This window comes from Alteromonas sp. MMG017 (assembly GCF_018100795.1).
Classification (GTDB): Bacteria; Pseudomonadota; Gammaproteobacteria; order Enterobacterales; family Alteromonadaceae; genus Alteromonas.
In genome coordinates, this window is sequence record NZ_JAGJDY010000016.1 from 71344 (window position 1) to 95572 (window position 24229).

21 protein-coding genes and 1 pseudogene are annotated in these 24229 nt (G+C 44.1%); 16 read left to right on the top strand and 6 right to left on the bottom strand.

Features of this window, described 5'->3' with window-relative positions:
* Window positions 1–42 precede the first annotated feature (42 nt).
* From J8L84_RS19285 to J8L84_RS19295, 3 genes are all read left to right on the top strand, one after another.
* A complete protein-coding gene (locus J8L84_RS19285; RefSeq protein WP_211072111.1) occupies window positions 43–435 on the top strand; it encodes a VOC family protein in 393 nt (130 codons plus the stop codon).
* A gap of 91 nt (window positions 436–526) precedes the next feature.
* Complete coding sequence (locus J8L84_RS19290) at window positions 527–886, top strand: phasin family protein (RefSeq protein ID WP_057790879.1); 360 nt, start codon at window positions 527–529, stop codon at window positions 884–886.
* A gap of 149 nt (window positions 887–1035) precedes the next feature.
* Window positions 1036–1791, top strand: a complete 756-nt coding sequence (locus tag J8L84_RS19295; protein ID WP_211072112.1) for a hypothetical protein — start codon at window positions 1036–1038, stop codon at window positions 1789–1791.
* A 107-nt stretch (window positions 1792–1898) separates the two neighbouring features.
* Here J8L84_RS19295 and J8L84_RS19300 read toward each other — a convergent pair whose 3' ends face one another.
* A complete protein-coding gene (locus J8L84_RS19300) occupies window positions 1899–3332 on the bottom strand; it encodes a hypothetical protein (protein ID WP_211072113.1) in 1434 nt (477 codons plus the stop codon).
* 62 nt (window positions 3333–3394) lie between these two features.
* Window positions 3395–4852: a DUF3336 domain-containing protein gene (locus tag J8L84_RS19305; RefSeq protein ID WP_211072114.1), complete on the bottom strand. Its 1458-nt coding sequence runs from the start codon at window positions 4850–4852 to the stop codon at window positions 3395–3397.
* 215 nt (window positions 4853–5067) lie between these two features.
* Between J8L84_RS19305 and J8L84_RS19310 the strand changes: the two genes are divergently transcribed.
* The 3 genes from J8L84_RS19310 to J8L84_RS19320 are packed head-to-tail and all read left to right on the top strand — an operon-like array spanning window position 5068 to window position 8394.
* Window positions 5068–6276 carry a DUF445 family protein gene (locus tag J8L84_RS19310; RefSeq protein WP_211072115.1) on the top strand — a complete coding sequence of 403 codons (1209 nt, stop codon included), beginning with the start codon at window positions 5068–5070 and terminating at the stop codon, window positions 6274–6276.
* Window positions 6277–6951, top strand: coding sequence for a TetR/AcrR family transcriptional regulator (locus tag J8L84_RS19315; protein ID WP_211072116.1), 675 nt, complete (start codon window positions 6277–6279; stop codon window positions 6949–6951).
* Window positions 6952–6954: 3 nt separating this feature from the next.
* Window positions 6955–8394, top strand: a complete 1440-nt coding sequence (locus tag J8L84_RS19320; protein ID WP_211072117.1) for a wax ester/triacylglycerol synthase domain-containing protein — start codon at window positions 6955–6957, stop codon at window positions 8392–8394.
* Here J8L84_RS19320 and J8L84_RS19325 read toward each other — a convergent pair.
* The gene (locus J8L84_RS19325; protein ID WP_211072118.1) at window positions 8391–9104 is read right to left on the bottom strand and encodes a DUF1439 domain-containing protein; all 714 of its coding nucleotides are present in this window, start codon (window positions 9102–9104) and stop codon (window positions 8391–8393) included. The genes J8L84_RS19320 and J8L84_RS19325 overlap by 4 nt on opposite strands.
* A 293-nt stretch (window positions 9105–9397) precedes the next feature.
* Between J8L84_RS19325 and J8L84_RS19330 the strand changes: the two genes are divergently transcribed.
* Window positions 9398–11044 carry a choline dehydrogenase gene (locus J8L84_RS19330; RefSeq protein ID WP_211072119.1) on the top strand — a complete coding sequence of 549 codons (1647 nt, stop codon included), beginning with the start codon at window positions 9398–9400 and terminating at the stop codon, window positions 11042–11044.
* Window positions 11045–11052: 8 nt separating this feature from the next.
* On the opposite strand, the gene J8L84_RS19335 is transcribed toward J8L84_RS19330, so the two are convergent.
* Window positions 11053–11661, bottom strand: a complete 609-nt coding sequence (locus tag J8L84_RS19335; protein ID WP_211072120.1) for a TetR/AcrR family transcriptional regulator — start codon at window positions 11659–11661, stop codon at window positions 11053–11055.
* A gap of 139 nt (window positions 11662–11800) precedes the next feature.
* Between J8L84_RS19335 and J8L84_RS19340 the strand changes: the two genes are divergently transcribed.
* Both J8L84_RS19340 and J8L84_RS19345 read left to right on the top strand, forming a co-directional pair.
* Window positions 11801–12652, top strand: coding sequence for a crotonase/enoyl-CoA hydratase family protein (locus tag J8L84_RS19340; RefSeq protein WP_211072135.1), 852 nt, complete (start codon window positions 11801–11803; stop codon window positions 12650–12652).
* Between the two features lie 89 nt (window positions 12653–12741).
* Window positions 12742–14784: an NADPH-dependent 2,4-dienoyl-CoA reductase gene (locus tag J8L84_RS19345; protein WP_211072136.1), complete on the top strand. Its 2043-nt coding sequence runs from the start codon at window positions 12742–12744 to the stop codon at window positions 14782–14784.
* 397 nt (window positions 14785–15181) lie between these two features.
* Here the strand turns inward: J8L84_RS19345 and cadR are convergent, their stop codons facing one another.
* A complete protein-coding gene (gene cadR, locus J8L84_RS19350) occupies window positions 15182–15571 on the bottom strand; it encodes a Cd(II)/Pb(II)-responsive transcriptional regulator (protein WP_211072121.1) in 390 nt (129 codons plus the stop codon).
* A gap of 81 nt (window positions 15572–15652) precedes the next feature.
* On the opposite strand from cadR, the gene J8L84_RS19355 reads away from it, so the two are divergent.
* The 7 genes from J8L84_RS19355 to J8L84_RS19385 all read left to right on the top strand — a co-directional run bounded on the left by J8L84_RS19355 (window position 15653) and on the right by J8L84_RS19385 (window position 23500).
* Window positions 15653–16288, top strand: a complete 636-nt coding sequence (locus J8L84_RS19355) for a cation transporter (protein WP_211072122.1) — start codon at window positions 15653–15655, stop codon at window positions 16286–16288.
* A complete protein-coding gene (locus tag J8L84_RS19360) occupies window positions 16285–16644 on the top strand; it encodes a DUF3703 domain-containing protein (RefSeq protein ID WP_159609832.1) in 360 nt (119 codons plus the stop codon). The genes J8L84_RS19355 and J8L84_RS19360 overlap by 4 nt, the downstream gene beginning before the upstream one ends.
* On the top strand, window positions 16637–17521 hold the full coding sequence (locus tag J8L84_RS19365) for a cation diffusion facilitator family transporter (protein WP_211072123.1): 885 nt from the start codon (window positions 16637–16639) through the stop codon (window positions 17519–17521). The genes J8L84_RS19360 and J8L84_RS19365 overlap by 8 nt, the downstream gene beginning before the upstream one ends.
* Before the next feature lie 87 nt (window positions 17522–17608).
* On the top strand, window positions 17609–18004 hold the full coding sequence (locus J8L84_RS19370) for a hypothetical protein (protein ID WP_211072124.1): 396 nt from the start codon (window positions 17609–17611) through the stop codon (window positions 18002–18004).
* Window positions 18005–18129: 125 nt separating this feature from the next.
* Window positions 18130–19398 (top strand): TolC family protein, encoded by a 1269-nt coding sequence (locus tag J8L84_RS19375; protein WP_211072137.1) that lies wholly within the window; start codon window positions 18130–18132, stop codon window positions 19396–19398.
* Window positions 19395–20333, top strand: coding sequence for an efflux RND transporter periplasmic adaptor subunit (locus J8L84_RS19380; protein ID WP_211072125.1), 939 nt, complete (start codon window positions 19395–19397; stop codon window positions 20331–20333). The genes J8L84_RS19375 and J8L84_RS19380 overlap by 4 nt, the downstream gene beginning before the upstream one ends.
* 53 nt (window positions 20334–20386) lie before the next feature.
* A complete protein-coding gene (locus J8L84_RS19385) occupies window positions 20387–23500 on the top strand; it encodes a CusA/CzcA family heavy metal efflux RND transporter (protein WP_211072126.1) in 3114 nt (1037 codons plus the stop codon).
* A gap of 363 nt (window positions 23501–23863) precedes the next feature.
* Here the strand turns inward: J8L84_RS19385 and J8L84_RS19390 are convergent.
* Window positions 23864–24076 (bottom strand): annotated as a pseudogene (locus tag J8L84_RS19390) (type II toxin-antitoxin system RelE/ParE family toxin); the annotation flags it as partial.
* Window positions 24077–24229: the final 153 nt, after the last annotated feature.

Here is a 24229-nt window from a genome sequence, read left to right on the forward strand (position 1 = left end):
TTTTTACATTTAGCATTTGTTAACACTAAAAGGAAACATGCTATGAACAGTAATCCCGTTGGTTGGTTTGAAATTTATGTTGAAGATATGCCACGCGCGCAGGCTTTCTACGAAAGCGTACTGAAGGTCTCTTTAGAAGCACTAGAAGACCCTTCTGCCGATAAATCACAAGGCGCGTTCAGTATGATGACGTTCCCTTCTGACATGGAGCATTATGGCGCCAGTGGCGCACTAGTTCACATGGAGGGCGCACCAGTAGGTAAAAATAGCACCTTAGTCTATTTTGCATGTGAGGATTGCGCCGTTGAAGCGGGTAGGGTAGTTGACGCAGGGGGCGTTCTTGAGAAAGAAAAAATGTCGATTGGTGAATATGGGTTTATTGCGTTAGCTATTGATACTGAAGGGAATATGATTGGGTTTCATTCCCAAGCGTAAACTTTTTGTGGTTTTGTTTTTTTATTAGTATGCGGTTTCTAATTGTACTTTGTATAGTGATTCTGTAATCGAACATTCACAGGAGCTGACGATGACAACCACTGATACCATTAAAGGTAAAATTAACGAAGCAGAAGACATGGCTCGCAAAATTTGGCTAGCAGGGCTTGGCGCGTACGGAAAAAGCGTAGAAGAAGCGCAAGGTCGTTACGAAAAGCTAAGTGAAGACGCGAACAAAATGTTTGATGACTTAGTCACCAAAGGTGAAACGCTAGAAGACGATGCGCGTAGTAAGTTTAAGTCGACCACCAATGATGTTGAAAACCGTGTGGCAGATGTACGTAAAAAACTGGGTTTAGATACCGACCCCGCCGATCATCGTATTGAAGAGCTTTCAGCAAAAATTGACGCGTTGACGGAAGCCGTAGCTAAGTTAGCGGCGAATAAATAGCACACGCGTTTTATTGTTGCTATTTTTCAGCAAGGTAGTTGTTGTCGTTTTTTGTAGTACGGTTACTGACAAAGGCGTTAGTGCAAATGCTAGCGCCGATGCGACTGTAAAACTACCTTGCCCTATTCGTTTTCGAAGCGGGAGGTTACATGCCTAATAATCACAAATCATCACCCTTATTTGGGTGGCTTACAGCAGGTTCTGATTTAATATCAGCGCAACTTGAGAGTACAGCTACTACAGTAAGTAAAAAAATTGATGATACTCACTCCTCAATTGAGGCTATGCAGCGCAAGGGCGCTGAAGTCGAAGGTGAGTTGAAACGTCGATTTAACCCAGTTTCACTCGTTGATAGTGCACAACAGTTGGTGATGTCTACGCCTCTGTTTAGCTTACTTTCTGGTGGAAAAGCTCGGATTGAAAGAGAGCATCAAATAGCGTTACTTTCCGCTAAAGTTGATTTATTGGTAGAGCAAGTAGCATTGCTTGCCGCGAAACGAGCAGCAGAGAAAGCCCAAACGCCAACAAAAGCCCCGGTAAAAGCGGCGCCAAAGTCGACAGCTAAGACTGCTTCAAAAACGACACCTAAAACAGTCTCAAAATCCACGGTGAAAGCCACACCTAAAACAGTCTCAAAACCCACGGCGAAAGCTACACCTAAAGCCGCCTCAAAACCTGCCACCAAAACAACGGCTGCGGCTAGTAAAACCTCTACGGCAAAAACTCCTGCCGCCGCGAAATCAACCACTACGACTTCCGCTGCATCGAAACCAGCAGCGACTAAAACGACTGCCGCCAAGTCTTCAGAAGCTAAGCCCCAGGAAACGAAGTCTTCAGCATCAAGTAGCGGCACGTCAACTGCGACGAAAGCCAATGGTGACAGCAAGACCGATGGCGGCTCGTAAGCCTGTAGCACCTTACGGGCTAAACCGTTAGGCGCAAAAAAAGAGAGTAGGGCACTCTCTTCTTTTATAGTCGCGTTTGATAGCGTTGTTAATACTTAGCAACAGGCCTAGTTTGTTTTGCTCCACAAATTTTGGTGCTTCTTAAAACTAAAATAGTCGTAGGGCTCCCAAAAGCTGGGGATTAAGTCATCTACTGCGTCTGGGGTGAAATTACTGGAAAGCTGGCTCATAATTTCTTTTAAGCGCGCTTTATCAACATTCATCAGCTTCTTTCTGCTAACAGGGAAATAAAGATTTCTGCCTTTCTCAATAACTTCAATATGACCGCTACTGATATGCTTTTGATTGCGGGTGGTCACTTTGCAAATTGGCTCGCCAGGTTTGGTTGGATTTAATCCTATCACCACCGCACATTCATATTGGTCTTTTTCTTGGCCGTTTTCATTAACGGGAATGAAAGTAATGCCGAAGCCTTGCGGGAAGTAACCGACCAAATCAATAAAGTCCTCCGCAAGCTTTTTATTTAATGCGCCTTTTTTAGATAGCTGCTCTATAAGCAAATAGCCTTTAGGTAGGTTTTTACGGCTATAGTCGTTTTTAGTGGAAAAAATAACAGACGCATAAATTTGCGGTATTTTAATTAGCTCACCTAAACCAGTTTTAGACACAAAGGCATCTTTTACCAACTGGCTAACAAACTCATTGGCCTCATTATGGGTTTGCACAAATCGGTCACGTTCTTCTTTCACGTTTCCCACATAGGCTGGAATACCTAACCCTTCAGTAAGGTATCTCATGGTGAAGTAATAGTTAAGCTTCAACAAGTCTTTTCGCTGAGACTCTTCTAGTAATCTGAATTCATCTAATTTGTTGTCTGCACCGCGTAATATCGTTAATGCGGCGGGACTTTGTAAGCCTACATCTTGTAGCAAAGAGGCAGTAATTAATGGGCGGCCTAATTCTATACGCCACTTTTCACGCCAATAGCGGTTACCACGCATACGAGAGATCGCGTCACGATATTTTGAAAGGTACTTGTGCGCAATGGTGTCGTGATCGAGTAATTTATCAGTAAGTCTTAACACCAACACGGCTTTGTAAAGCGGCTTAAAGCGCTGGTGAATGCGGGCAAACTTACCCTCGGGGCCTTGAGTGAGTAACATTAAGGTGCCAAGAAACTTTGCACTTAGCTGCTGAGTTTCTTGCCAGCTATCTCCTTCGCACAGCTTGATAAGCTTAATGCTCACCTCATCAATACGCGCAAGGCGCGCCAAGCGTTCCTCTTCAAGCTTTTGGCTAGAGTTTTTAATTTGCTTTTTGAGCTGATCTACAAGGACTTCTTTCTTAGTTGAAGCTTCCGCTTTTTTTAGCTGTACCTTCAACTCCTCAACATGCGCTTCTAGCTCAGGTGTTAAAGCAAAAAAATGTTTCGCATCTTCAAAGATTGAGCCATAGCCAACCTCTTGTGGGTACACCATGTTTATTAATTGTTTAACTTGCTGCGTGTAGATGCTGTCTGGGCTTTGAATTTGTGCGCTCACCGATATCCTTCGTATATGTTTTCAACCCCAGTGTCAGTTAGATTTCTGCTTGGGGTGGGTTATTAGGCACTGTGTCCTAATTCAACCGCTTCTCTTTGTTTCAATTTGCCAAGATAATACCGCAAACTTTCGCTAATTTTGGTATTTTTTTCAATAACATCGAGCTGTGGCCAAGTTGATTTTTCTCCACTCACAATGAGCGCATTTATACTTTCAAGACTTGGATTAGCAATAACTTGTGTCAAATTACGAATTTGTTGTTTGGGGAGAATATTTATGTTTCCTACATATTGCTGATCGATAATAGACTTCACTTTATGAATAGCAAGTTTAGCGCCCTTATTGTCTATCATATTTTCAATAATATCGATGGCAAAAATACTGTTACTTTTTAATAGCTGCCCCACGTGTCTGCTCGATAGCCCCCACAGTGATTGAGGGTTAATACGCGCAGATTGAATGAAGGGCACGGCGAGTGGGTTGGTTTGGCTAACAATACTGTGGTTAACGCCGTACAACCTAGCAAGTCTATCGAAAGGTAAATCGGCCATTAGTGAGCCGTCGGCGAAACGTCGGTTAGGAATATAGGGGACGATATCACCCGCTGGTGTTTTAGCGCGAAGTTGTACGGGGCTAAATACTACCGGTACGGCACATGACGCTCTTACCGCTTGGGTGATAATAGCATTAGGCGATGTTTTAGCGTTTAGTAGCCTAGAATGTTGGTGTAAATCTGCAGGCGATACGGTTACGGTTACATGCCGCCGGGTTTTTTTATAGGCTTCTTCAAAGGTCGTTAAATCGAATAGGCTGATTAAAGCATTCTCTAACACCGTGCTATCAAACAAACTATTTTTACCAAAGCCCGCCCAGCTTCGCCATTTTTTGAATGTTTCATAGATACTTTCAGCGCTTAATGCATCAAGCAGTTCGTCATGCGTACGTGTGCCTACCAAGGCAGCAATAATGGAACCGGCGCTTGCGCCTGACACAACAGAAGGCAACAGCTCTTTCTCATTTAGCGACTTCACAACCCCGCAATGAAAGAAGCCCAATCCAGCGCCGCCAGACAACATAAGGCAGCTGCGCCCGAATGCATGGGCAGTTTCTTCAAAAAATGACAGCTTCTCGTAAAAGTCTACGTCGTCTTCATTTGCTTGGTAAATCTGGTCAAGTGCCAGCTTGACCTCATCAATGAATTGCACGATGAGATACTTAGTGCCCATCTTGCATTTACGGCGCATAGCAGGGTTAGCAATATTGCCTAAATTCCCATGCAAGCCTTCATGAATAATTGACATAAGCGCATGCATATCACCATTGCCTCTGGCAATTTTTAAGCGCTGTACCCGTTTTTGAATAAGTATGTAGTCGTAATCATCTGATGCATCATCGGCTTTCCATGCTTCTGCACCGGAAATTTCATCATGCGCTAAGCAAGCTTCTTGGTACGCTTGATAGCTTGAAGCATGGGCAATGTCTTGGTCTAATTTTTTTAAACGTAAGTCAAATAAAGCCATATTATCAGTGTCACGAATGAGCATACAAAAAGTGTACAAAGGAAATTTAGAATGCGCTACCTAACAAAAAGTAGCCAAAATTAAGCGGGTTTTTTTTGATGTATTTTAATAAAACTTGGAAACCTTGATGCATTTACAGATAAAACATTGACCAATTCGTAAGCACTCAGTAGCCTGAAAGAGAAGAAAAATAATTCGAGCAAGTTATTCGCCATATGGAATGGAATTTAGAAACACTGAGTTTGCTGTCAATTCCGCTGACAAGCGCTCTGGTTGGCTGGTTAACGAATTACCTCGCGGTAAAGATGATGTTTTATCCCATCGAGTTTGTCGGGATAAAGCCCATATTTGGATGGCAGGGGTTAATTCCAGCTAAACGCCGACAAATGGCGGAGATTGAGGTTGAGCTTGTTTTAGGCAAGTTGCTGAGTGTTGAAGAGCTCGCGCAACGCATCGACCCTAGCGATCTTACCAAAGCGATTGAACGTCGACTGGGGCAAGTTACCCGAAAAGTCGTTAACGACGTTATGTCTGAGTCTGCCCCTCAATTGTGGGCAGCGCTTCCCGTGCAAGGAAAAAACCTTGTCTATCAGCGTATTGAAAATGATATTCCCAATGTCGTCCACAAGATGGTGGATGACTTTCAGCATAATGTGGCTGAAATTCTCGACATAAAAGAGCTTGTGGTTGAGCAGCTGGTAAATTCACCTTCGTTAATAAATGAAATTTTTCTTAACGCTGGTAGCAAAGAGTTTCCTTTTATTGTGCGTTCAGGCTTTTATTTTGGTTTCCTGTTCGGGTTACCCACCATGATTTTGTGGTACTTCTTCCAAAATTGGTGGATTTTACCCCTCGGCGGACTTTTGGTGGGCTATGCCACAAATTGGATTGCGATAAAAATTATTTTTGAGCCTAAGCGACCCTTTAAGTTTGGGCCAGTCACCATACAAGGTATGTTTCTAAAACGGCAAAAAGAAGTGTCTGAGGTGTACGCTGAAATTATTGAGCAGAAGCTGGTCACGCCTAAAAATATTACCCACGTAATAATGCATGGCTCTGGTTCAGCTCAATTTTTGGAGCTAATTGAGCTACACGTTAACGATGCTATAGAGCGCTATGTCGCCATTACTCAGCCATACTTTGCCCTAGGTGTGGGATCAGAAAATTATCATAAAATGAAAGCGTTGGCGGTGAAGCAGATATTCGATAATTCCGATAAATACCTGTTGTATGCCTACGATTACGCAAACGATGCTATGCACGTAGGTCAAGATTTATGCGAACGAATGAAAGCCCTTAGCCCTGAAGAGTTTGAAGGGGTGTTGCGCCCGGCTTATCAACAGGACGAATGGAAGCTCATTGTCACAGGTGCCTTATTAGGCCTACTAGCTGGCTTTGCTCAGTTATATTTGGTGTTTCTATAAATGAAAACATCACAGCGAATTTTACTTACGGCGCTCACCCTGTTTAATCGCCATGGCGAGAACGGCGTTACCAGTGTGGACATTGCCATGGAGTTAGATATTAGCCCTGGCAATTTGTATTACCATTTCAAGGGTAAAGAAAGCATGGTGAGTGCGCTTATGCGTATGCATGAAAAGCAAATGCAGCGTGTATTGGTACCCAACGCGTTAGATTCTCTTACCGCAGAAGAGGTAATGTATTACTTATATCTGTTGGTAGACAGCTTGCACGTATTTCGGTTTATTTATCGAAGCCCCGCGGATATTGTTGAAAAATATCCGTTAATTGAAAAGCCGCGGAAGAATATTCTTTCAAGTTTACATAAGCAACTTTCTCAATTACTGACTACGTTAAACAATAAGAATGTGTTGGTTGCATCGCGTTCAGATCTGACGTTGCTGGTTGATCTGCTTAGCCTCATCATTACTCAGTCTTGTCAATTTGATGAAACTAACAGCCATATGGATGAAACATCTCAACGTTATCACGCGCTGTCGCTCATGATGGTTAGCTTACTTCCACGATTAGTACTCAGTGATGCTCAGCAAAACAGTATTGTAGATGCGTTGCGTTCACATGCATTAGCCAATGTCACTGAGCATGTGCCACAGGATATGTTTAATACAAAGGAATAGTCGATGAGTAAAACACTAAGTTTTCTTGATAAATCCTTTTGGATAACGGAATCTGATGACAACCCAAAACATGTTGGATGCCTTCAATTACTAGAGATGCCAGAAGGGGCGCAAAGCCCTGAATATGTGCCTGCTATTTATAATGAAATTAAAGGGTTTGCCAAAGGAACATCACCGTTTAATTGCGTTGTAAAAACCGTGCTAGGCTATCCGGTTGGTCTTTCGCCAGTGAAACATTTGAATATGGATTACCATGTTCAATTGCATCATATTGACGATGTGAGTGACCGACAGAATCTAGATGATTTTGCTGCGCAATTACACTCCGCACGATTAGATCCCGATAAACCTCTGTGGCAGTACCATTTCATCTTCGATAGCAATAGTAATACTTATGCTATTTACGCCAAGGTACATCATATGTATGGCGATGGCGCGACCTTAGTGAGGTGGTTTCAATCTTGCTATGTTTCTGCTTCCAATAATGCTGAATTCACGCCTATCTGGGCGGTAAAACGACTACGACACAAACGCAACGACTCACCGAGTTTTTACAAACGCTTAGTGAGTGTGGGAAGCGCCATAAAAACGGGCTTCGATTTGCTGGTTATCTTGATTCGCATTTTTTTAAAACTGTTGAGAGTGAACCCCCATTACATGCCTGTGCCTTTTTCGGGCACTAAAACCGTGTTGACAGGGCAAGTTGAAGCGGGAAGGGTAGTCACTACCACAGATATCGATTTTAAACGGGTAAAGGCCTTGGCTCGACGGACCCGTGCATCAGCCAATGAAATACTTCTGTGTGCATTTGATATCGGGGTTCATCGGTTACTGCAAGATCATGGTCAGGTTTTCAAAAAAGCATTGTTTACCAATATGCCTATTAATCTTAGAAAGCCTGGAGAGAAAACCACAGGAAATAAAATTGCTATTGTGCCGGTACAGTTGGCGCATGGCGATCAGGACCCTTACCTTCGTTTACGCCAAATAATCATTAACCACAGAATTGTAAAACATGCTGCTATGCGAGCCCGACCAGCTTCCTTTAGCGGCTACACCATTGTGATCCAGTCCTTAGCGTTGGTATTTGAATGGCTTAAAATTTCCAATGTGGTTAAACCTATCGCTAATATTCTGGTATCGAACATACCTGGTCCACGAGATACGCGATATTTAAAAGACAGTAAGCTACTTGCCTGTTATCCCATCTCCACCATGACACCAGGCGGCGGAATAAATATCACCTTGATGACCTACGCAGGTGTGGCCAATGTAGGTATTGTTTGCTGCAATAAAAATATAAGTACATTGAAGCCATTAGCAGGTTATGTGCAAGAAGCGTTCGAGATGTTAGAGGCTTGCATCGATAACCCTCGGCTGCGCATTACTGATATTGGGGAGCATGAAGAGTCGGTGCCTGTGTCGATTGTAAGCGAACACTAAAAATAGAACCGAAGAGAGTCTTGTTCAACTCTAACGCTTTTACCATAGCGAGCAAAAAGCACTTCCCGCCATTGGTCTTCGCGCATGATATGGTGAAGAGGGAGTGTGGCCATTTTATCCAATATGGCTTTTTCAATTTGAGGCTTATGGAAATCAAGCACGGCTTGTTTCGAGCCACTTAAATAGAGCTTTAAATATTCTACTGCTTGGTCGGACGTGCCGACGGTTACCAGTGACAATAAATTTTTTAGCGAGCGCCCAAACAAGGCATCCAAATTACCGGGTACAAAGCGGGAAAGCAAAAATTGGGTGTCCTTTAACAAGGCGTAGTCATCGTTCACCATAGTGATATTGTCTACCTGCTTATCGATAAAATAAAGGGTAGATTCATTTACGTTGTAATCCGGTGAGGCACTTAGTGTAATAATTAAGTGAGCCCGATAAATGGTCGTGTCTGCAACGTTAATGGTGATTGACGCTAATAATTGAATGCATAAGCGGTTTTCGGAGGCATTCAAGGTTAGTTTGCCACTGGTTACCACTACATTGGCTTGGCCTGCCGGTATGGCTAAGGGGAACGATTGAGGCAGATTTTCAGATAACAAAGTATTGAGTTCATCAGCTGAAAACTGATCGTAGCGAAGCCTTCCTAGCTTGATTAAAAGCTGGGAAATAAGAAGCATACCTCTGTCGCGTAAACCTAGTTTCATTTTTTCATGCTATACGTTTAGTAGCTGGAACAAGCTGCAATCGACTTAACTCGTTATACATAAAACAGTTTTTAAAATATATAACATATCACTTTTAGATGGGCTGATTATTTTGATAGTCTGGTCTTACCACAATGCTGCATATCATTTTATTTTTGATAATAAGTGACTAATACTAAGCATCTAATAATAAGAGTCGGCACAGCTCAGTCATGCGTCTACAATTCGTAATTGCATAGTAATACAGGCATTAACTGAGTATTTCACCGCGTAAAAGTGTTTTGGAGCAATGCATGAATGAGATTCAGGGTAAGTATGACTATATCATCGTAGGCGGGGGGTCTGCAGGTGCGGTATTAGCGGCGCGATTATCTGAAAACCCAGCCCTGAAAATACTGATGCTTGAAGCCGGTACTAAAGACACTAATCCGCTTATTCATATTCCTTTTGGTTTATCGCTATTAAGCCGTTTTGAAGGCATAGGGTGGGGGTATCATACCGCACCACAAAAAGAACTGTACGATCGTGAGCTATTTTGGCCTAGAGGAAAAACCCTAGGCGGCAGCAGTTCAGTTAATGCTATGTGTTATATTCGTGGCCAAAAAGAAGACTACGATTATTGGGTAGAGGAGGGCGCAGTTGGCTGGGGTTTTGAGGACGTGCTGCCCTACTTCAAACGCTCTGAAAACTTCTTCAAAGGTGAAGACGAATTCCATGGAGAAGGTGGGCCGCTGCATGTTTCTCAACTTAAGCACACCAGCGTGCTTTCTGAGGCTTTCGTTGAAGCCGCAAGCCACGCAGATTTTAATGTTGTAGATGATTTTAACCGCGATATACGTGAAGGCATTGGCTATTATCATGTTACACAAGTCAACGGACAGCGTTGCTCAACCGCAAAAGGCTATTTAAGCCAAGCACTTCACCGTAATAATCTTACCGTGCTAACCGGTGTGGCTGCGGAGAAAGTATTATTTGACGACACCAGAGCCACTGGCGTGCAAGTGCGTGAAAAAGGCAAAATTGCGCGGTATTTTATTAATAGGGACGCGGCTAATAGTGAAGTAATTCTCTGCGGTGGGGCTATTAATTCTCCGCAACTACTTATGCTTTCAGGTATAGGGCCAAGAAGCGAGTTGGAAGATAAAGGCATTTATGTCATGAATGACCTTCCAGGGGTGGGGCAAAACTTACAAGACCACCTAGACGCCATTGTTCAATTTACCTGTAAAGCACGAGAAGGTTATGCGATTGCTGCTGGTGCATTACCTTCGTACATAAAGGCGTCGTACGATTATCTTTTTCACAGAAAAGGAATTTATTCTTCTAATGTGGCAGAAGCGGGGGGCTTTGTAAGTTCAAGCCTTGCTACCCGTGGCCCAGACATTCAATTTCATTTCTTGCCCGCTATATTAGATGATCACGGGCGAAAGTTTGCCTTTGGTTACGGATACGGCCTGCATGTATGTTGTTTGTACCCCAAGAGCAAAGGCAGTATTACACTGCAAAGCAGCCATCCTGCCGATCACCCCCTTATCGACCCTGGTTACCTTACGGAACCTGAAGATAGGCAAGTGATGATTGAAGGCATACGAATGGCAAGAAAGCTTTTATCCGCTCCTGTATTTGATAAATTTGAAGGCAGTGAACTGCATCCAGGCACTGATGCTGAGTCTGATGAAGCGCTTCTTGAGTTTTTAAGGGAGCGAGCTGAAACCATTTATCACCCTATTGGCACCTGTAAAATGGGCAGCGATGATGATCCTATGGCAGTGGTCGATAACCAGCTTAGAGTCAGGGGCGTTAAGGGCCTGCGAGTGGTAGATGCTTCTGTCATGCCAAGCCTTATTGGCGGAAACACTAATGCGCCCACAATCATGATTGCAGAGCGAGCGGTAGATTTTATCAAAGCCGAGCATGAAGGGCTTGCTGCACCCATTTAACCGATAGGCTAGTTTTTCGGCACTTGCATAAATAAATCGGCGGCGCAGTCACACATTTCATCGATGTGGCTGCGGTCCGCATAAATTCCATCAATCAATAGTCGTGCAATGCCATGCAAGGTGCCCCACGTCACTTGCGCCATGCGAAGCGCATCTTGCCCGGCTGGAAGTAGGCCTGTTTGCTGCCAGTATTTCGTCATATCTACTTGAAACTGAAAGCAGGGGTAAGCTACTTCTTTTAGCCCCTGTGTAGCGCCATTGTCGTGCCAGATAGTACGGCCGAACATAAGCTCATACATTTGCGGGTTATCCGCCGCGTACCCTATATATTCATGAATAAACTGACGAAAACGCGACTGTGGTGCCACATCATGTTGATCGAAAATTCGCTTAGCGTTGGTGTGCCACTGGCTAAAACCTTTTGCTGCAATAGCGCTTAACAAGGCGCTTTTGTCTTTGAAGTGGTGATAGGGGGCGGTTCGCGACACGCCAGCATCTTCCGCAAGCTTTCTCAGTGACAAGCTGTCTATACCGAATTCTGCCACCCGTTTGGTTGCCGCTTCTAATAAAGCGGTGCGCAAATCGCCATGATGATAAGTTTGTGCTGCGTTTGTCATACTGGTGTAAACCAAACCCTATTTTATGGTTGAGACGAATAGATAACGTTTTATCTTGACAGTGTCAACATTGCATTTTATCTTGACGCCGTCTAGTTTGCAAAAATGTTAACAGGAGAATGAAGTGGAAGCCGAGTCAATGTCGCAAGAAAACCCGTATTCAACCCTTGAAGTAATACACGAGGGATATATTGCAAAGGTCGTGCTAAACAGGCCAGAAGCTATGAATAGTATGAACCCAGCCTTTTGGACAGAATTCCCTGCTGCCATTCGCGCGATAGACGATGAGGGCACTGCTCGCGTTATTATCATTTCTTCTACCGGAAAGCATTTTTCTGCCGGCATGGACTTGTCGGTATTTTTGAACATGGCAAAAGACTTTAAAGGCGACCCGTCACGTCGCGCTGAACGCATGCGTCGCATGGTGATGCTATTGCAAGACAGCTTCACGGCCATAGAGCAAGCCCGCATGCCGGTAATTGGGGCAGTACAAGGCGGTGCCATTGGCGGCGCAGTAGATTTACTTAGTGCATGCGACATGCGTTATTGCACCAGCGATGCCTTCTTTACTATAAAAGAAACGCAATTAGGCATGACCGCCGATGTGGGCACACTGCAGCGTTTACCTAAGCTTATTCCTATTGGTGTGGTGAAAGAGTTGGCGTATACCGGCCGTAATTTTGGCGCTCAAGAAGCCCAGCAGTTAGGCTTTGTGAATAAGGTGTTTGACAGCCAAGACGTCATGCTAAAAGAAGTCATGAAGCTAGCTCAGTCTATCGCGATGAATTCTCCCGTCGCAGTAGCAGGCACGAAAACCATGATTAATTACGCTACAGAGCACACTATTGCTGAGAGCTTAACTTACATGGCCACTTGGCAAGCAGGCATGTTCCAAATGGAAGATGTGATGAAAGCCATGGAAGCACAGAAAACCCAATCGCTTCCTGATTTTGAGCCACTTCATGGCGCAGTAAATAAAATGAAAGACTAGCGTGCAGGCGACCGAATAGCCTACGTGAAACACAAAGTAAAAACAGAATACAAAAGCATTAAGAAACAGGCACTAGTTAAGGATTTATGATGAATACGACCGTTACCGATCATCCTGTATACCCAAGTTTATTTCGCCCGTTAGATTTAGGTTTTACCCAGCTTAAAAACCGCGTATTAATGGGCTCTATGCATACTGGCTTAGAAGAAATGCCTAAGGGCCATAAGCATATGGCGGCGTTTTATGCAGAACGTGCTAGAGGCGGTGTCGCCCTTATTGTTACCGGCGGTATTGGGCCAAACGAAGAAGGCTCAACCCATCCCTCAACTCGCCGATTAGACACAGACGAAGCCATTAATCATCACAAAGAAGTCACCGATGCCGTGCATATTGCGGGTGGTAAAATTTGTATGCAAATTTTGCATACAGGTCGCTACGCCTATAGCGATAAATTGGTAGCGCCTTCTGCGGTGCAAGCGCCCATTAACCCCTTTAAGCCAAAGGCATTAGAAGACGACGAAATTGAACAGCAAATTAAAGATTTCGTATTCTCAGCCACCCAAGCACAACGCGCTGGATATGACGGCGTAGAGATCATGGGCTCGGAAGGTTATTTCTTAAACCAGTTTATTGCCAAGCGCACTAACCACAGAGACGATGATTGGGGCGGCGAATATGAAAACCGTATCCGGTTGCCTATAGAAGTGGTGCGCCGTGTACGCGAAGCAGTAGGTAAGCACTTTATCATTATTTACCGTTTATCTATGCTAGACCTTGTTGAAGGTGGCTCAAACTACGAAGAAGTGGTTAAGCTTGGCAAAGAAATTGAAAAAGCCGGTGCCACTATTATCAATACCGGCATTGGTTGGCACGAAGCCCGTATTCCTACTATTGCTACAAAAGTACCCAGAGCTGCATTTACGTGGGTGACGGCGAAATTCCGCGAAGCTTTGAGTATTCCTGTTATTACCTCAAACAGAATTAATACGCCGGAAGTAGCGGAAGAAGTGTTGGCACGTGGTGATGCAGATATGGTGTCGATGGCACGCCCTTTCTTGGCCGATTCCGACTTCGTACGTAAAGCACAACAAAATCGCGCAGACGAAATAAACACCTGTATTGGCTGTAACCAAGCCTGTCTTGACCATGTATTCAATGGCAAGTTAACCAGCTGTTTGGTTAACCCTCGCGCGTGTCACGAGTTAGAGCTAAACGTTGTACCGGCCGATACTAAAAAACGCATTGCGGTAGTAGGTGCAGGGCCAGCTGGCTTAGCATCTGCCGTAACGTCTGCCCAGCGTGGTCACGACGTAGTGATTTACGACAGCGCCGCTGAAATTGGTGGTCAATTCAATGTAGCGAAACAGATTCCGGGTAAAGAAGAGTTTTACGAAACCTTACGTTACTTCGCTCGTCAAATTGAGCTGCATAAGAACATTACGTTAAAGCTTAATACCAGAGTTGATGCAGCCATGCTTAACGACGAAGGCTTTGACGAAGTGATGGTGGCCACAGGTATTAAACCGCGCACGCCTGCCATTGAAGGTGTTGAGCATGGAAAAGTGATGAGCTACCTAGATGTACTGAAAGCGAAAAAGCCAGTGGGGCAGCGCGTAGCCATCATTGGTGCTGGTGGTATTGGCTTCGATACAGCAGAGTTTTTATCACACGGAAAATCGACCCCAAGCCAAGATATACCCGCGTTTATGAAAGAGTGGGGCATTGATATGACCTTTACCGCTCGCTCAGGCATTGAAGGGGTTAAGCCTCAGCCAGAGCCTTCTAGTCGCGAAATATTCTTGCTACAACGTAAAACCAATAAAGTGGGCGCAGGCTTGGGTAAAACCACAGGCTGGGCACACCGAGTAGGGTTATTAGCAAAAGGGGTTAAAATGATCCCAGGCGTAACTTACGACAAAATTGACGATGAAGGCTTACACATTACCGTAGGCGGTGAAAGCCAACTGCTTGCCGTTGATAACGTAATTATTTGTGCTGGCCAAGAGCCGATGCGCGACATTGTTGAAGGGCTTAATATGCCTTATCACCTAATTGGTGGTGCCGATGAAGCGCTAGAGCTAGATGCAAAGCGAGCTATCGACCAAGGTACGCGAGTGTGCGCAGCGGTTTAAGTTGATGTTGTGTGCATTACAGTGGGGTTGAAGGTACGTTAGTATTTACTGACTCTGATATATTGATAACCTTCTAAAAGCCCTATCCCAGCGAGGATAGGCCTTTTTATTTGCTGTGTTATTTTACAGGCAGCTTGGTGCAAGTAGCTGTAATTGGGGCTTTGTTGATATAGGTATACGGCAGCTTTGTACGTGAAGCAGTCCCTCGCATCCTGATAATTCAATGGGCTGCAATGAGCAATCAGGAGCTATCGGAGTCGAACGACTGCTTTGCCCAAGAAAGCGGACGTAGCTATTTATTGTGTATTGGTTACTTTATCTAAAATCAATTAGCGAACCATGTACCATTATTAAACCTTAGGCAAACGTAAAACTACAAGATTTGTAGATATGAGTATCACTCTTCAAGCAACTGCAATACCCCACACTCTTTAACTTTTCTATCATCTGTGCATGCCGAGGCCATCTCAGATAGTGTAAGTTTTAGCTCCTCAAGCTCTGCAATGCGATGTGTGACGTCAACCATATGTTGATGGATCAAATTGTTCACACTAGAACAACTTTTGTCGGGATTATTTTTCGTATCCAACAGCTGTTTAATTTCTATTATAGTCAAATCTAATGAGCGACATTGCTTAATGAATCGCAGTGCTCTCAACGATGACGCGTCGTAAATTCTATAGTTGCCTTCACTGCGATTGCAAGCCTCAAACAAATCCTGTTTTTCATAAAAACGGATCGTCTGAATAGAACACCCACTATTTTTTGATAGCTCACCTATTTTCATAAACGCGCCTTTTTGTTGTTGACTCTATACTAAATATAGACTTTACACTGTACCTATAATTTTGGGAATAAGAGTTGAACAATGAGTGGTTGCGGCTGTGAAGTGGAAATCAAAGATGCCTCACAAAAACGGGTTTTGTATTGGCTGCTTGGCATCAATGCGACGATGTTTTTCGTTGAGATGACCGTTGGTATTTTGGCTGACTCTACTGCCTTGATAGCAGACTCTATGGATATGCTAGCGGATGCGGTTGTATACGGCATAGGTATTTATGCTGTGGGTCAATCTATACTTTACAAAGCCAAAGCTGCGCAAATCAGTGGTTACTTTCAGCTGTTGCTGGGCGTGATCATTCTCATTGATATTACCAGAAGATTATTCTTGGGCAGTGAGCCTATCTCATCATTAATGATAGGAATGGGGTTCATTGCACTCATTGCAAACGTCGCTTGCTTGGTGATTATTCGTAATCATAAAAACGACGAAGTACATATGCGAGCCAGCTGGATTTTTTCAGCTAACGATGTCATTGCCAACATGGGTGTCATCATCGCCGGTGTTCTAGTGGTATGGCTTGATAGCAGAGTACCGGATCTGGTTGTCGGCTGTGTAGTGTCAATAGTCGTGCTACGCGGAGCGTGGATGATCCTGAAAGACGCCAAGCAGGAAGCACTTAATAACGAAGTACAGAAATGTAGAGCGGGTGATCCACAATGACATACAATAAAGCCGTTAAGCCGCATATCGATTCCAAATTAACCGATTACTTAGATGCAATGTCTAATAATAATGAGAGGCAGGCATTTGCAGCGCTGGAGGATGCGCATGTAATTGGTCAGCACTCTACTTATTATCATTGTTTAATCCATTATAAAATGCTGCGACATGGTTTTCTAAACAAAGATTGGAGAGCCGTTTTTGGACAAGTTATAAGAATAATTGGTGCTGCAACCAAAACCGCTATCGGCCTTGTACCCAAAGGGAACACAGGTGGCACTAATATCAGTCCATTCAAACGACTACCGGTAAGTGCTAAAAATCAAGCGATATTGGACAAAATCAATCATGCATAATCATAACCACAGTCACAGTAATAACAGCGCTTCAAAACGCATTGGCTGGGCATTTTTCTTGAATGTCGTATTTACTATCATTGAATTTATTGGCGGATGGCTGACAAACAGCACGGCCATAATGGCTGACGCAGTACATGATTTGGGCGATAGTTTATCTATTGGCACTGCATGGGGATTGAACAAGCTAAGCGATAAAGAAGCGAACACAACATTTTCATATGGTTATAAACGATTTTCGCTGTTAGGCGCTTTGATCAACGGAATTGTTTTAACTATAGGCTCAATATGGATTTTGTTCGAGGCCATACCTAGGCTTTCAGCACCTGAAATGCCGCAAGTGGAAGGTATGTTAATGCTTTCGATATTTGGTATCGCGGTAAATGGTTTTGCCGCATATAAACTTAGCGAAGGGAGCTCCTTAAACGAACGTATCTTAAACTGGCACTTACTTGAAGATGTATTGGGTTGGGTGGCAGTGCTGATCGTATCGATTGTGCTGATGTTCAAGCCATGGGCAATTTTGGATCCCATTTTATCTATTGGCTTTACATTATTCATTTTATTTAATGTCGTCAGAAATCTAAAAGAAACCTTGTTGTTATTCTTGCAAGGCACGCCAGATACGACGCAGATGGTGAAAGTGCGTAAAGTACTTATGTCAAACGCTGATGTGGCGGATATACATCATTTTCATATCTGGTCTTTGGACGGTGAACATAGCGTCATGACGGCACATGTGGTGTTGAAACAAGATGTTTCGATTACTCAATTGAGAACACTCAAAGACGAATTTCGTCACGACCTTGGTGAATTTGACTTTGTGCACACTACCATTGAAATTGAATTTGCCAGTGAAGATTGCCGTGATAAGTAATGTAATGGTTGAAATACTTGGTTTTGGTTGGTCGATTGGTCTTAGTTCGATAAGCTGTTAACATAAACATGATGAGAGAAGATAGATATGTTTAGTGTAAGGGTGGCAAGTTACCTGTTGATTTCGCTGATTTTGTTTCAGTCGTTTTCGGCTGTCGCTAATTCCTTGGATTTTCATTTTATCGACTCGCAACATCTAAGCGAAATACACGAACATCAGGCGGGAGATAACACTGTTTCTGCGAAGGCGCTTGTTCAACAGCAATCTAACGAACAACCCAATGCTGATAAAATCACCGTAGATATTTCTCATAATCCCGCTGATTGCCACCACTGTGGTCATTGTCACGGAACCCATGCTCACTGGCTTGGAAACAGCAATGGCATCGAACTCGATTCTGTTACCACCCATCACGGTTTCTATTACTTAACGAAAGTAATAGAAGGGCCCGTCACACAATTGTTACGCCCACCTAAAGCATAACCCTGAACTAATCAAACACCGTTCGCCAACAACTTGGCGATATATATTTTTGATAATTTAGGAATAAAACAACAATGAAATTTTCATTGAGTAGTCCTGTGCGTGTGCACGCTTGGGTGGTTTCCATGATGATTGTCCTTTTGACAACACACACCGTGGTAGTAGCACAAACAAACAGTACCAACAATCTAGAAATGACGTTGCAAAGCGCCATACAGCGTACATTAACAAATTCGCCAGAATTGCATGAGTTCACATATAGGCAACAAGCACTTGAGGGGGAAATTAAAACAGCGTCTCTCAAACCTGAGATTACAGCCGGTATTGAACTAGAAAACTTCTTAGGTACAGGAGATGTCTCAGGAACTAAGGACACCGAGATGACTCTCACATTGTCGTCGGTCATTGAATTGGGCAATAAACTCAACTCACGTAAGGTTTTTGCTAAGGCGCAATCCACCTTAGTCGAAGCACAAAAACAAGTGCAAACCTTGGATGTTTTAGCTGAAGTGACACGTCGCTACATCGATGTCTTAGCGCAACAAGCGCTAATTGACGCGCAACAAGAGACAGAAACTCTTGCCCGATATACCTACCACGCTGTCACAAAGCGTGTGGATGCGGGAGCATCTCCAGTATTTGAACAGCAACGTGCTGAAGCTGCATTGGCAAGAGCCAGACTGGATGTGGTGACGGCACAGCAGACTAAGCAATCAATGATAAAAAGTCTGGCTATTATGTGGGGGGAAAAAGATCCTACTTTTACTGGTGTTAAGGGTGACTTATTTACACTGCAATCATCTCCTTCATTAACCGCGCTTTTCAACACTCTATTGAACAGTCCCAATCTTGAGGTCTATACGAAAGAATCGAGATTGCAGGCATCTCAAGTCCGCCTTACTCAAGCAGCTAATCAATCAGATTTAAGCTGGACGGCCGGAATAAGACGTATTAATGGGATTGATGATACCGCTTTCGTAGCAGGTGTCAGCATGCCGTTGTTTGCGGGAAATCGAAATATTGGTGAGTATGAAAAACAACGGGCTGTTCAAGGGCAATTGCAACAACAAAAACAGACTGCAACCCAAAACCTTTACCATCAACTAAATATGGCGCTAGTAGCGAGAAATAATGCGCTGCTCAATGTGCAGACACTACAAGACTCGATTATCCCGCCGTTAGTTCAAGCGCTGGAATTGGTAGAACAAGCCTATATCAATGGGCGCTTTAGTTATTTTGAGTGGGTCAGCACCCGTCAAGAACTACTTAATGCCAAGCAAGCCTTAATTCAGTCTGCCAAACAAGCACATCAGCGGGGGGCGGATATTGAATCACTCACTGCGCAACCGCTTGCTGATGCAAATGTCACATCTTCTTCGAGCGAAACTAAATGAATAACAAAACATTAATCAAGACACAAAACACCCTGCTAACTTTCATAACATGCAGTGTGTTCATATTGCTTATAAGTCGTCCAATATGCGCATCAGAAGGCGAACATGGGGGGGAAGATAACCATGATTCCGAATTTGTACTCATCTCTGACAGTATGGCGAAAAAAATGGGAGTAATGACTCAAAGTGTCATCGCGGGACAACTCAATATCACCACAACCGTTTACGGAAATGTGGTGACCGACCCAGCTTCACTGAGTCATATCCGTGCTAGATTCGACGGCATGGTGACTAAGGTTAACGTAAATTTAGGTAACAAGGTTGAAAAAGGCCAGACACTGGCAATCGTTGAATCCAACGAAAGCTTGAAAAGCTACCCCGTTACAGCACCGTTTTCAGGAAGCGTGATTGCGAGGCATGCCAATGAAGGCGAGTTATCTAATGGCCAAGTGCTATTTTCAATCGCAAACTATGATGACGTGTGGGCACAGCTTAAAGTCTTCCCACAACAGCTATCAGATATTGCAGAGAATCAAAGTGTTCAACTTGGTGTGGCAGGCTCATCGTTAGAAACCACTATCCGACATATCTTACCCTCACCCGATGAAAAACCTTATATATTGGCGTATGCCAAAATAGCTAATATCTCAGGTCAGTGGCCGGTTGGCGCGGCTATCAAAGGGCTTGTCACAATCAACAAACTTGATGTCGCCATGATGGTACCTAAAGCTGCGATTCAAGAATTTGAAGGGGCATCTGTAGTATTTGTAAAAAAAGGTGAGGAATACCATCCCGTTCCCGTTATGCTTGGGCAACAAGATAGTATCAATATCGAAGTGTTATCAGGCCTTCATATTGCAGATGTCATTGTCAGCAAGAATAGTTATCTATTTAAAGCCGATTTAGAAAAGTCGGAGGCTGGTCATGCTCATTAATAACACAATGCTATCTACATGGTCAGACGTCTCTGTTATTGGGGGACGAACACATGATTGAATCCATTTTACGTTTGTCCATAGAGCGACGAGGTTTAATGCTGATGTTGATCTTCCTTGTGCTGGGCATGGGGATATTCAGTTATCAAAAATTACCTATTGATGCGGTACCCGATATCACCAACGTGCAAGTGCAAATCAATACACAAGCATCGGGCTATTCGCCCTTGGAAACCGAGCAACGGATCACGTTCGTAGTAGAAACAGCATTGGCGGGATTGCCTGAACTATCCTACACCCGCTCTTTATCCCGCTACGGGCTATCTCAGGTAACAGCGGTATTTGATGAAGGCACTGATCTATATGTTGCGCGCAATCTCATCAATACGCGACTAGGAGCAATCAAAAGTCAGCTACCTGAAGGTTTAGAGCCTGAAATGGGTCCTATCGCTACGGGATTGGGCGAAATCTATATGTATACCTTACGAGCTGATCAAAGTGCCGTGCAAAAAAATGGTGAGCCATATGACGCAATGGCTCTTAGGGAAATTCATGACTGGATAGTAAAACCTCAGCTTGCACTCGTTAAAGGGATCACAGAAGTAAACGCCATTGGTGGTTACGTAAAGCAATATCATGTGAATCCTGAACCACAGAAAATGCTAAATTTTGACATTAGTCTAGGAGATATCCATCTTGCTCTGGAGCGAAGTAACGCGAATCAGGGAGCGGGGTTTGTTGAGCGCAATGGACAACAAATATTGGTGCGCTCACAAGGTCAGCTCCAGACACTTAGCGATATAGAAAATGTGGTAATAAAACGCATTAATACTGTTCCCGTTGCGGTGAAAGACATTGGTAGTGTAGCTATTGGCAAAGAGCTGAGAACCGGTGCGGCAACACAGGAAGGTGAAGAGACCGTTTTAGGTACCGCAATGATGCTTGTCGGCGAAAACTCACGAGCCGTTGCCCAATCAGTTGCCAAGAAGGTGAAAGACATCCAATCCAGCTTACCTGATGGTATTGTCATTGAGCCAGTCTACGACCGCACCCTATTGGTCGATAAAGCTATCGACACGGTTCAGAAGAATTTAGTAGAAGGAGCGTTATTAGTCATAGTGATTTTGTTCATATTACTTGGCAATATTCGCGCCGCGCTCATCACTGCGGCAGTTATTCCGCTAGCGATGTTGGCGACCATCACAGGGATGGTTAATACCGGTGTGTCTGCCAATCTGATGAGCCTTGGGGCTTTGGACTTTGGATTAATTGTCGATGGTGCGGTGATCATCGTAGAGAACTGTATCAGGCGGTTATCCGAGTCTCAGAAGCGCACAGGTGGAGTCTTGCCACTAAAAGAGCGGCTAGAACTGGTTTTTCAAGCGACCAACGAAGTCATTCGTCCTAGCTTGTTCGGTGTATTGATTATTACTGTGGTGTATATCCCGCTGTTCTCATTGACAGGCGTTGAGGGCAAGATGTTTCAGCCAATGGCGGCAACGGTCATCATGGCGCTGATAGCAGCGATGCTGTTCTCCATTACCATTGTACCAGCGGCAGTCGCGATGTTCATGGGCGGAAAAGTCAGTGAAAAAGAAAGCTTCATTATTGTTGCAGCCAAATCCGCCTATCGCCCCATCATTCACCTTGCACTGAAATTACGCTGGATAGTGCTTGTCGGCTCAGTCGTGCTAGTAGTAGGCAGCTTATGGTTGGCAACGCGATTAGGCTCTGAGTTTGTTCCCCAACTTGACGAAGGAGACATCGCACTGCACGCCATGCGAATACCGGGCACAGGTATTGAACAAGCCGTCGCAATGCAAACAACTCTTGAATCTACCTTGATGGAATACGAACAGGTACTTACCGTGTTTGCGAAAACCGGTACCGCAGAAGTAGCTACGGATGCGATGCCGCCCAACGTAACCGATACCTTTGTGATGCTAAAACCACGAACGCAATGGCCTGATCCTGACCTATCAAAAGCTAAATTCGTGGAAACCCTTGAGCGAGACTTAGAAGCGGTGACAGGTAATAACTATGAGTTTACGCAACCTATCCAAATGCGTTTTAACGAGTTGATCAGTGGGGTAAGGGCTGATCTTGGCATTAAAGTCTTTGGAGATGATTTAACCACGCTTGTTGCCTCTGCAAACGACATCTTAACGGTTTTGCAATCAATAGACGGCGTGGCGGATGCACGACTTGAGCAGGTCGATGATATCCCTATCTTCACTATCAATCCTAAGCCAGTCGATTTGGCACGTTATGGGTTGGACGTCGCCGACTTGCAGGAGTGGTTGGCGTCGGCCATCGGGGGTAATACCGCTGGCTTAATTTTTGAGGGAGATAGACGATTCGAGTTGCTTGTGCGATTTGATGAAGGTATTCGCACCGATTTAGATGCCATTGGCAGCACTCCTATTATTACATCCGATGGGGAATTTGTACCGTTATCAGAAGTCGCTACACTGAGTTACTCGTCTGTTCCCAATCAAATCAGTCGAGAAAACGGTAAGCGCAGAGTCGTGGTTACCGCCAATGTCAGAGAACGCGACTTAGGGAGTTTTGTTGACGAAGCAAAAATCAAAATAACCGAACAGGTTGCACTGCCCGCAGGCTACTGGCTGGATTATGGTGGCACGTTTGAGCAACTTGAAAGTGCCAGTCAGCGACTGTCTATCGTGGTGCCTGCCACGCTATTTCTAATACTTGTGTTACTAGTGGTGGTGTTTGGCTCATTTCGTGATGCCTTGATCATCTTTACTGGCGTGCCTTTAGCCTTAACGGGAGGTGTTTTCGCGCTCTGGATGCGTGAAATGCCACTGTCTATATCTGCCGGAGTCGGGTTTATTGCGCTCTCTGGTATTGCGGTACTAAACGGCTTAGTGATGTTGTCATTTATTAAACAGCGAGTACTAGAAACAGGTGACTTAATTAACTCAATCGTTGACGGAGCTATCACAAGATTGCGTCCGGTTTTGATGACCGCATTGGTAGCAAGTTTAGGCTTTATTCCCATGGCACTTAATGTCGGCACGGGCGCTGAAGTGCAAAGACCGTTGGCAACGGTAGTGATTGGCGGGATCATCTCATCGACCATTCTAACATTGGTCGTTTTGCCTATTTTGTATCGGGTAATGCATTCGAAATCAACGAAAGTGTGATTGTTAAGCACCGTATTGAAGAAGATACGGTGCTTTTCGTCTTAAAATTCAAAATAATTGAAAATGATCACTGGATAGTGTGTTCACCAATAAGGAACTGATTATCCAGAATGCTACGATTGCCACTATTTCAATCAAGGTGGAATGAAGATCCGCGAATGACATAAACATCTTCGGCAGGTTTAACGCTCGTCTGTCCGCTTAGGTTCACATCTGCCTTCCAGAGAAGTTCTTTTAAACGGCTGCAATTGGCAAATAGCGGACATAGTTTTGAACGAACTAAGAGTGAAAAGCTGGTTGTCATAAATGTTGCTCTGGCAACGGGCTCAACGGAGCAATGGAGACGTGAGTGGCTTTCGAAGGTTAGAGCCAAATGTCTGTATCTTGTCCTCCGATAATGGCCATGACCTCAACAATATTGCTGCGGATTCGAAAATAAATTGAATCTGAACCACACGGACAACGTCGATAGCCGGCACGAATATTGTCTACAGATAGGTAAGCATTGGGGTTGCTTGCTACGCGCTTAAATGCATCAAAAAACGCATCGTAATACAAATCAGCTTGTTGTTCACCGAAGTTGTATCTGGTTTACACCAGAAAGCAGCACTTACCTTCAAAATCGAAGAAGTTCAATCACTTTATTAAAAGCCAACGTCAGGAAATTACCGTATTGTTAAATGGTAAGCCTGCTTAACTCCGAGAACTCTTCAATAACGAAAATCATCC

Excerpts from the sequence above, each read along its gene's own strand:
- J8L84_RS19345 (WP_211072136.1), top strand. The coding sequence starts at position 12,742 with ATGAATACGACCGTTACCGATCATCCTGTATACCCAAGTTTATTTCGC.
- J8L84_RS19335 (WP_211072120.1), bottom strand. The coding sequence starts at position 11,661 with ATGACAAACGCAGCACAAACTTATCATCATGGCGATTTGCGCACCGCT.
- J8L84_RS19380 (WP_211072125.1), top strand. The coding sequence starts at position 19,395 with ATGAATAACAAAACATTAATCAAGACACAAAACACCCTGCTAACTTTC.
- J8L84_RS19360 (WP_159609832.1), top strand. The coding sequence starts at position 16,285 with ATGACATACAATAAAGCCGTTAAGCCGCATATCGATTCCAAATTAACC.
- J8L84_RS19370 (WP_211072124.1), top strand. The coding sequence starts at position 17,609 with ATGTTTAGTGTAAGGGTGGCAAGTTACCTGTTGATTTCGCTGATTTTG.
- J8L84_RS19290 (WP_057790879.1), top strand. The coding sequence starts at position 527 with ATGACAACCACTGATACCATTAAAGGTAAAATTAACGAAGCAGAAGAC.
- J8L84_RS19330 (WP_211072119.1), top strand. The coding sequence starts at position 9,398 with ATGAATGAGATTCAGGGTAAGTATGACTATATCATCGTAGGCGGGGGG.
- J8L84_RS19325 (WP_211072118.1), bottom strand. The coding sequence starts at position 9,104 with ATGAAACTAGGTTTACGCGACAGAGGTATGCTTCTTATTTCCCAGCTT.
- J8L84_RS19340 (WP_211072135.1), top strand. The coding sequence starts at position 11,801 with ATGTCGCAAGAAAACCCGTATTCAACCCTTGAAGTAATACACGAGGGA.
- J8L84_RS19375 (WP_211072137.1), top strand. The coding sequence starts at position 18,130 with ATGATGATTGTCCTTTTGACAACACACACCGTGGTAGTAGCACAAACA.
- J8L84_RS19385 (WP_211072126.1), top strand. The coding sequence starts at position 20,387 with ATGATTGAATCCATTTTACGTTTGTCCATAGAGCGACGAGGTTTAATG.
- J8L84_RS19365 (WP_211072123.1), top strand. The coding sequence starts at position 16,637 with ATGCATAATCATAACCACAGTCACAGTAATAACAGCGCTTCAAAACGC.
- J8L84_RS19295 (WP_211072112.1), top strand. The coding sequence starts at position 1,036 with ATGCCTAATAATCACAAATCATCACCCTTATTTGGGTGGCTTACAGCA.
- cadR (WP_211072121.1), bottom strand. The coding sequence starts at position 15,571 with ATGAAAATAGGTGAGCTATCAAAAAATAGTGGGTGTTCTATTCAGACG.
- J8L84_RS19285 (WP_211072111.1), top strand. The coding sequence starts at position 43 with ATGAACAGTAATCCCGTTGGTTGGTTTGAAATTTATGTTGAAGATATG.
- J8L84_RS19355 (WP_211072122.1), top strand. The coding sequence starts at position 15,653 with ATGAGTGGTTGCGGCTGTGAAGTGGAAATCAAAGATGCCTCACAAAAA.
- J8L84_RS19320 (WP_211072117.1), top strand. The coding sequence starts at position 6,955 with ATGAGTAAAACACTAAGTTTTCTTGATAAATCCTTTTGGATAACGGAA.
- J8L84_RS19315 (WP_211072116.1), top strand. The coding sequence starts at position 6,277 with ATGAAAACATCACAGCGAATTTTACTTACGGCGCTCACCCTGTTTAAT.
- J8L84_RS19305 (WP_211072114.1), bottom strand. The coding sequence starts at position 4,852 with ATGGCTTTATTTGACTTACGTTTAAAAAAATTAGACCAAGACATTGCC.
- J8L84_RS19310 (WP_211072115.1), top strand. The coding sequence starts at position 5,068 with ATGGAATGGAATTTAGAAACACTGAGTTTGCTGTCAATTCCGCTGACA.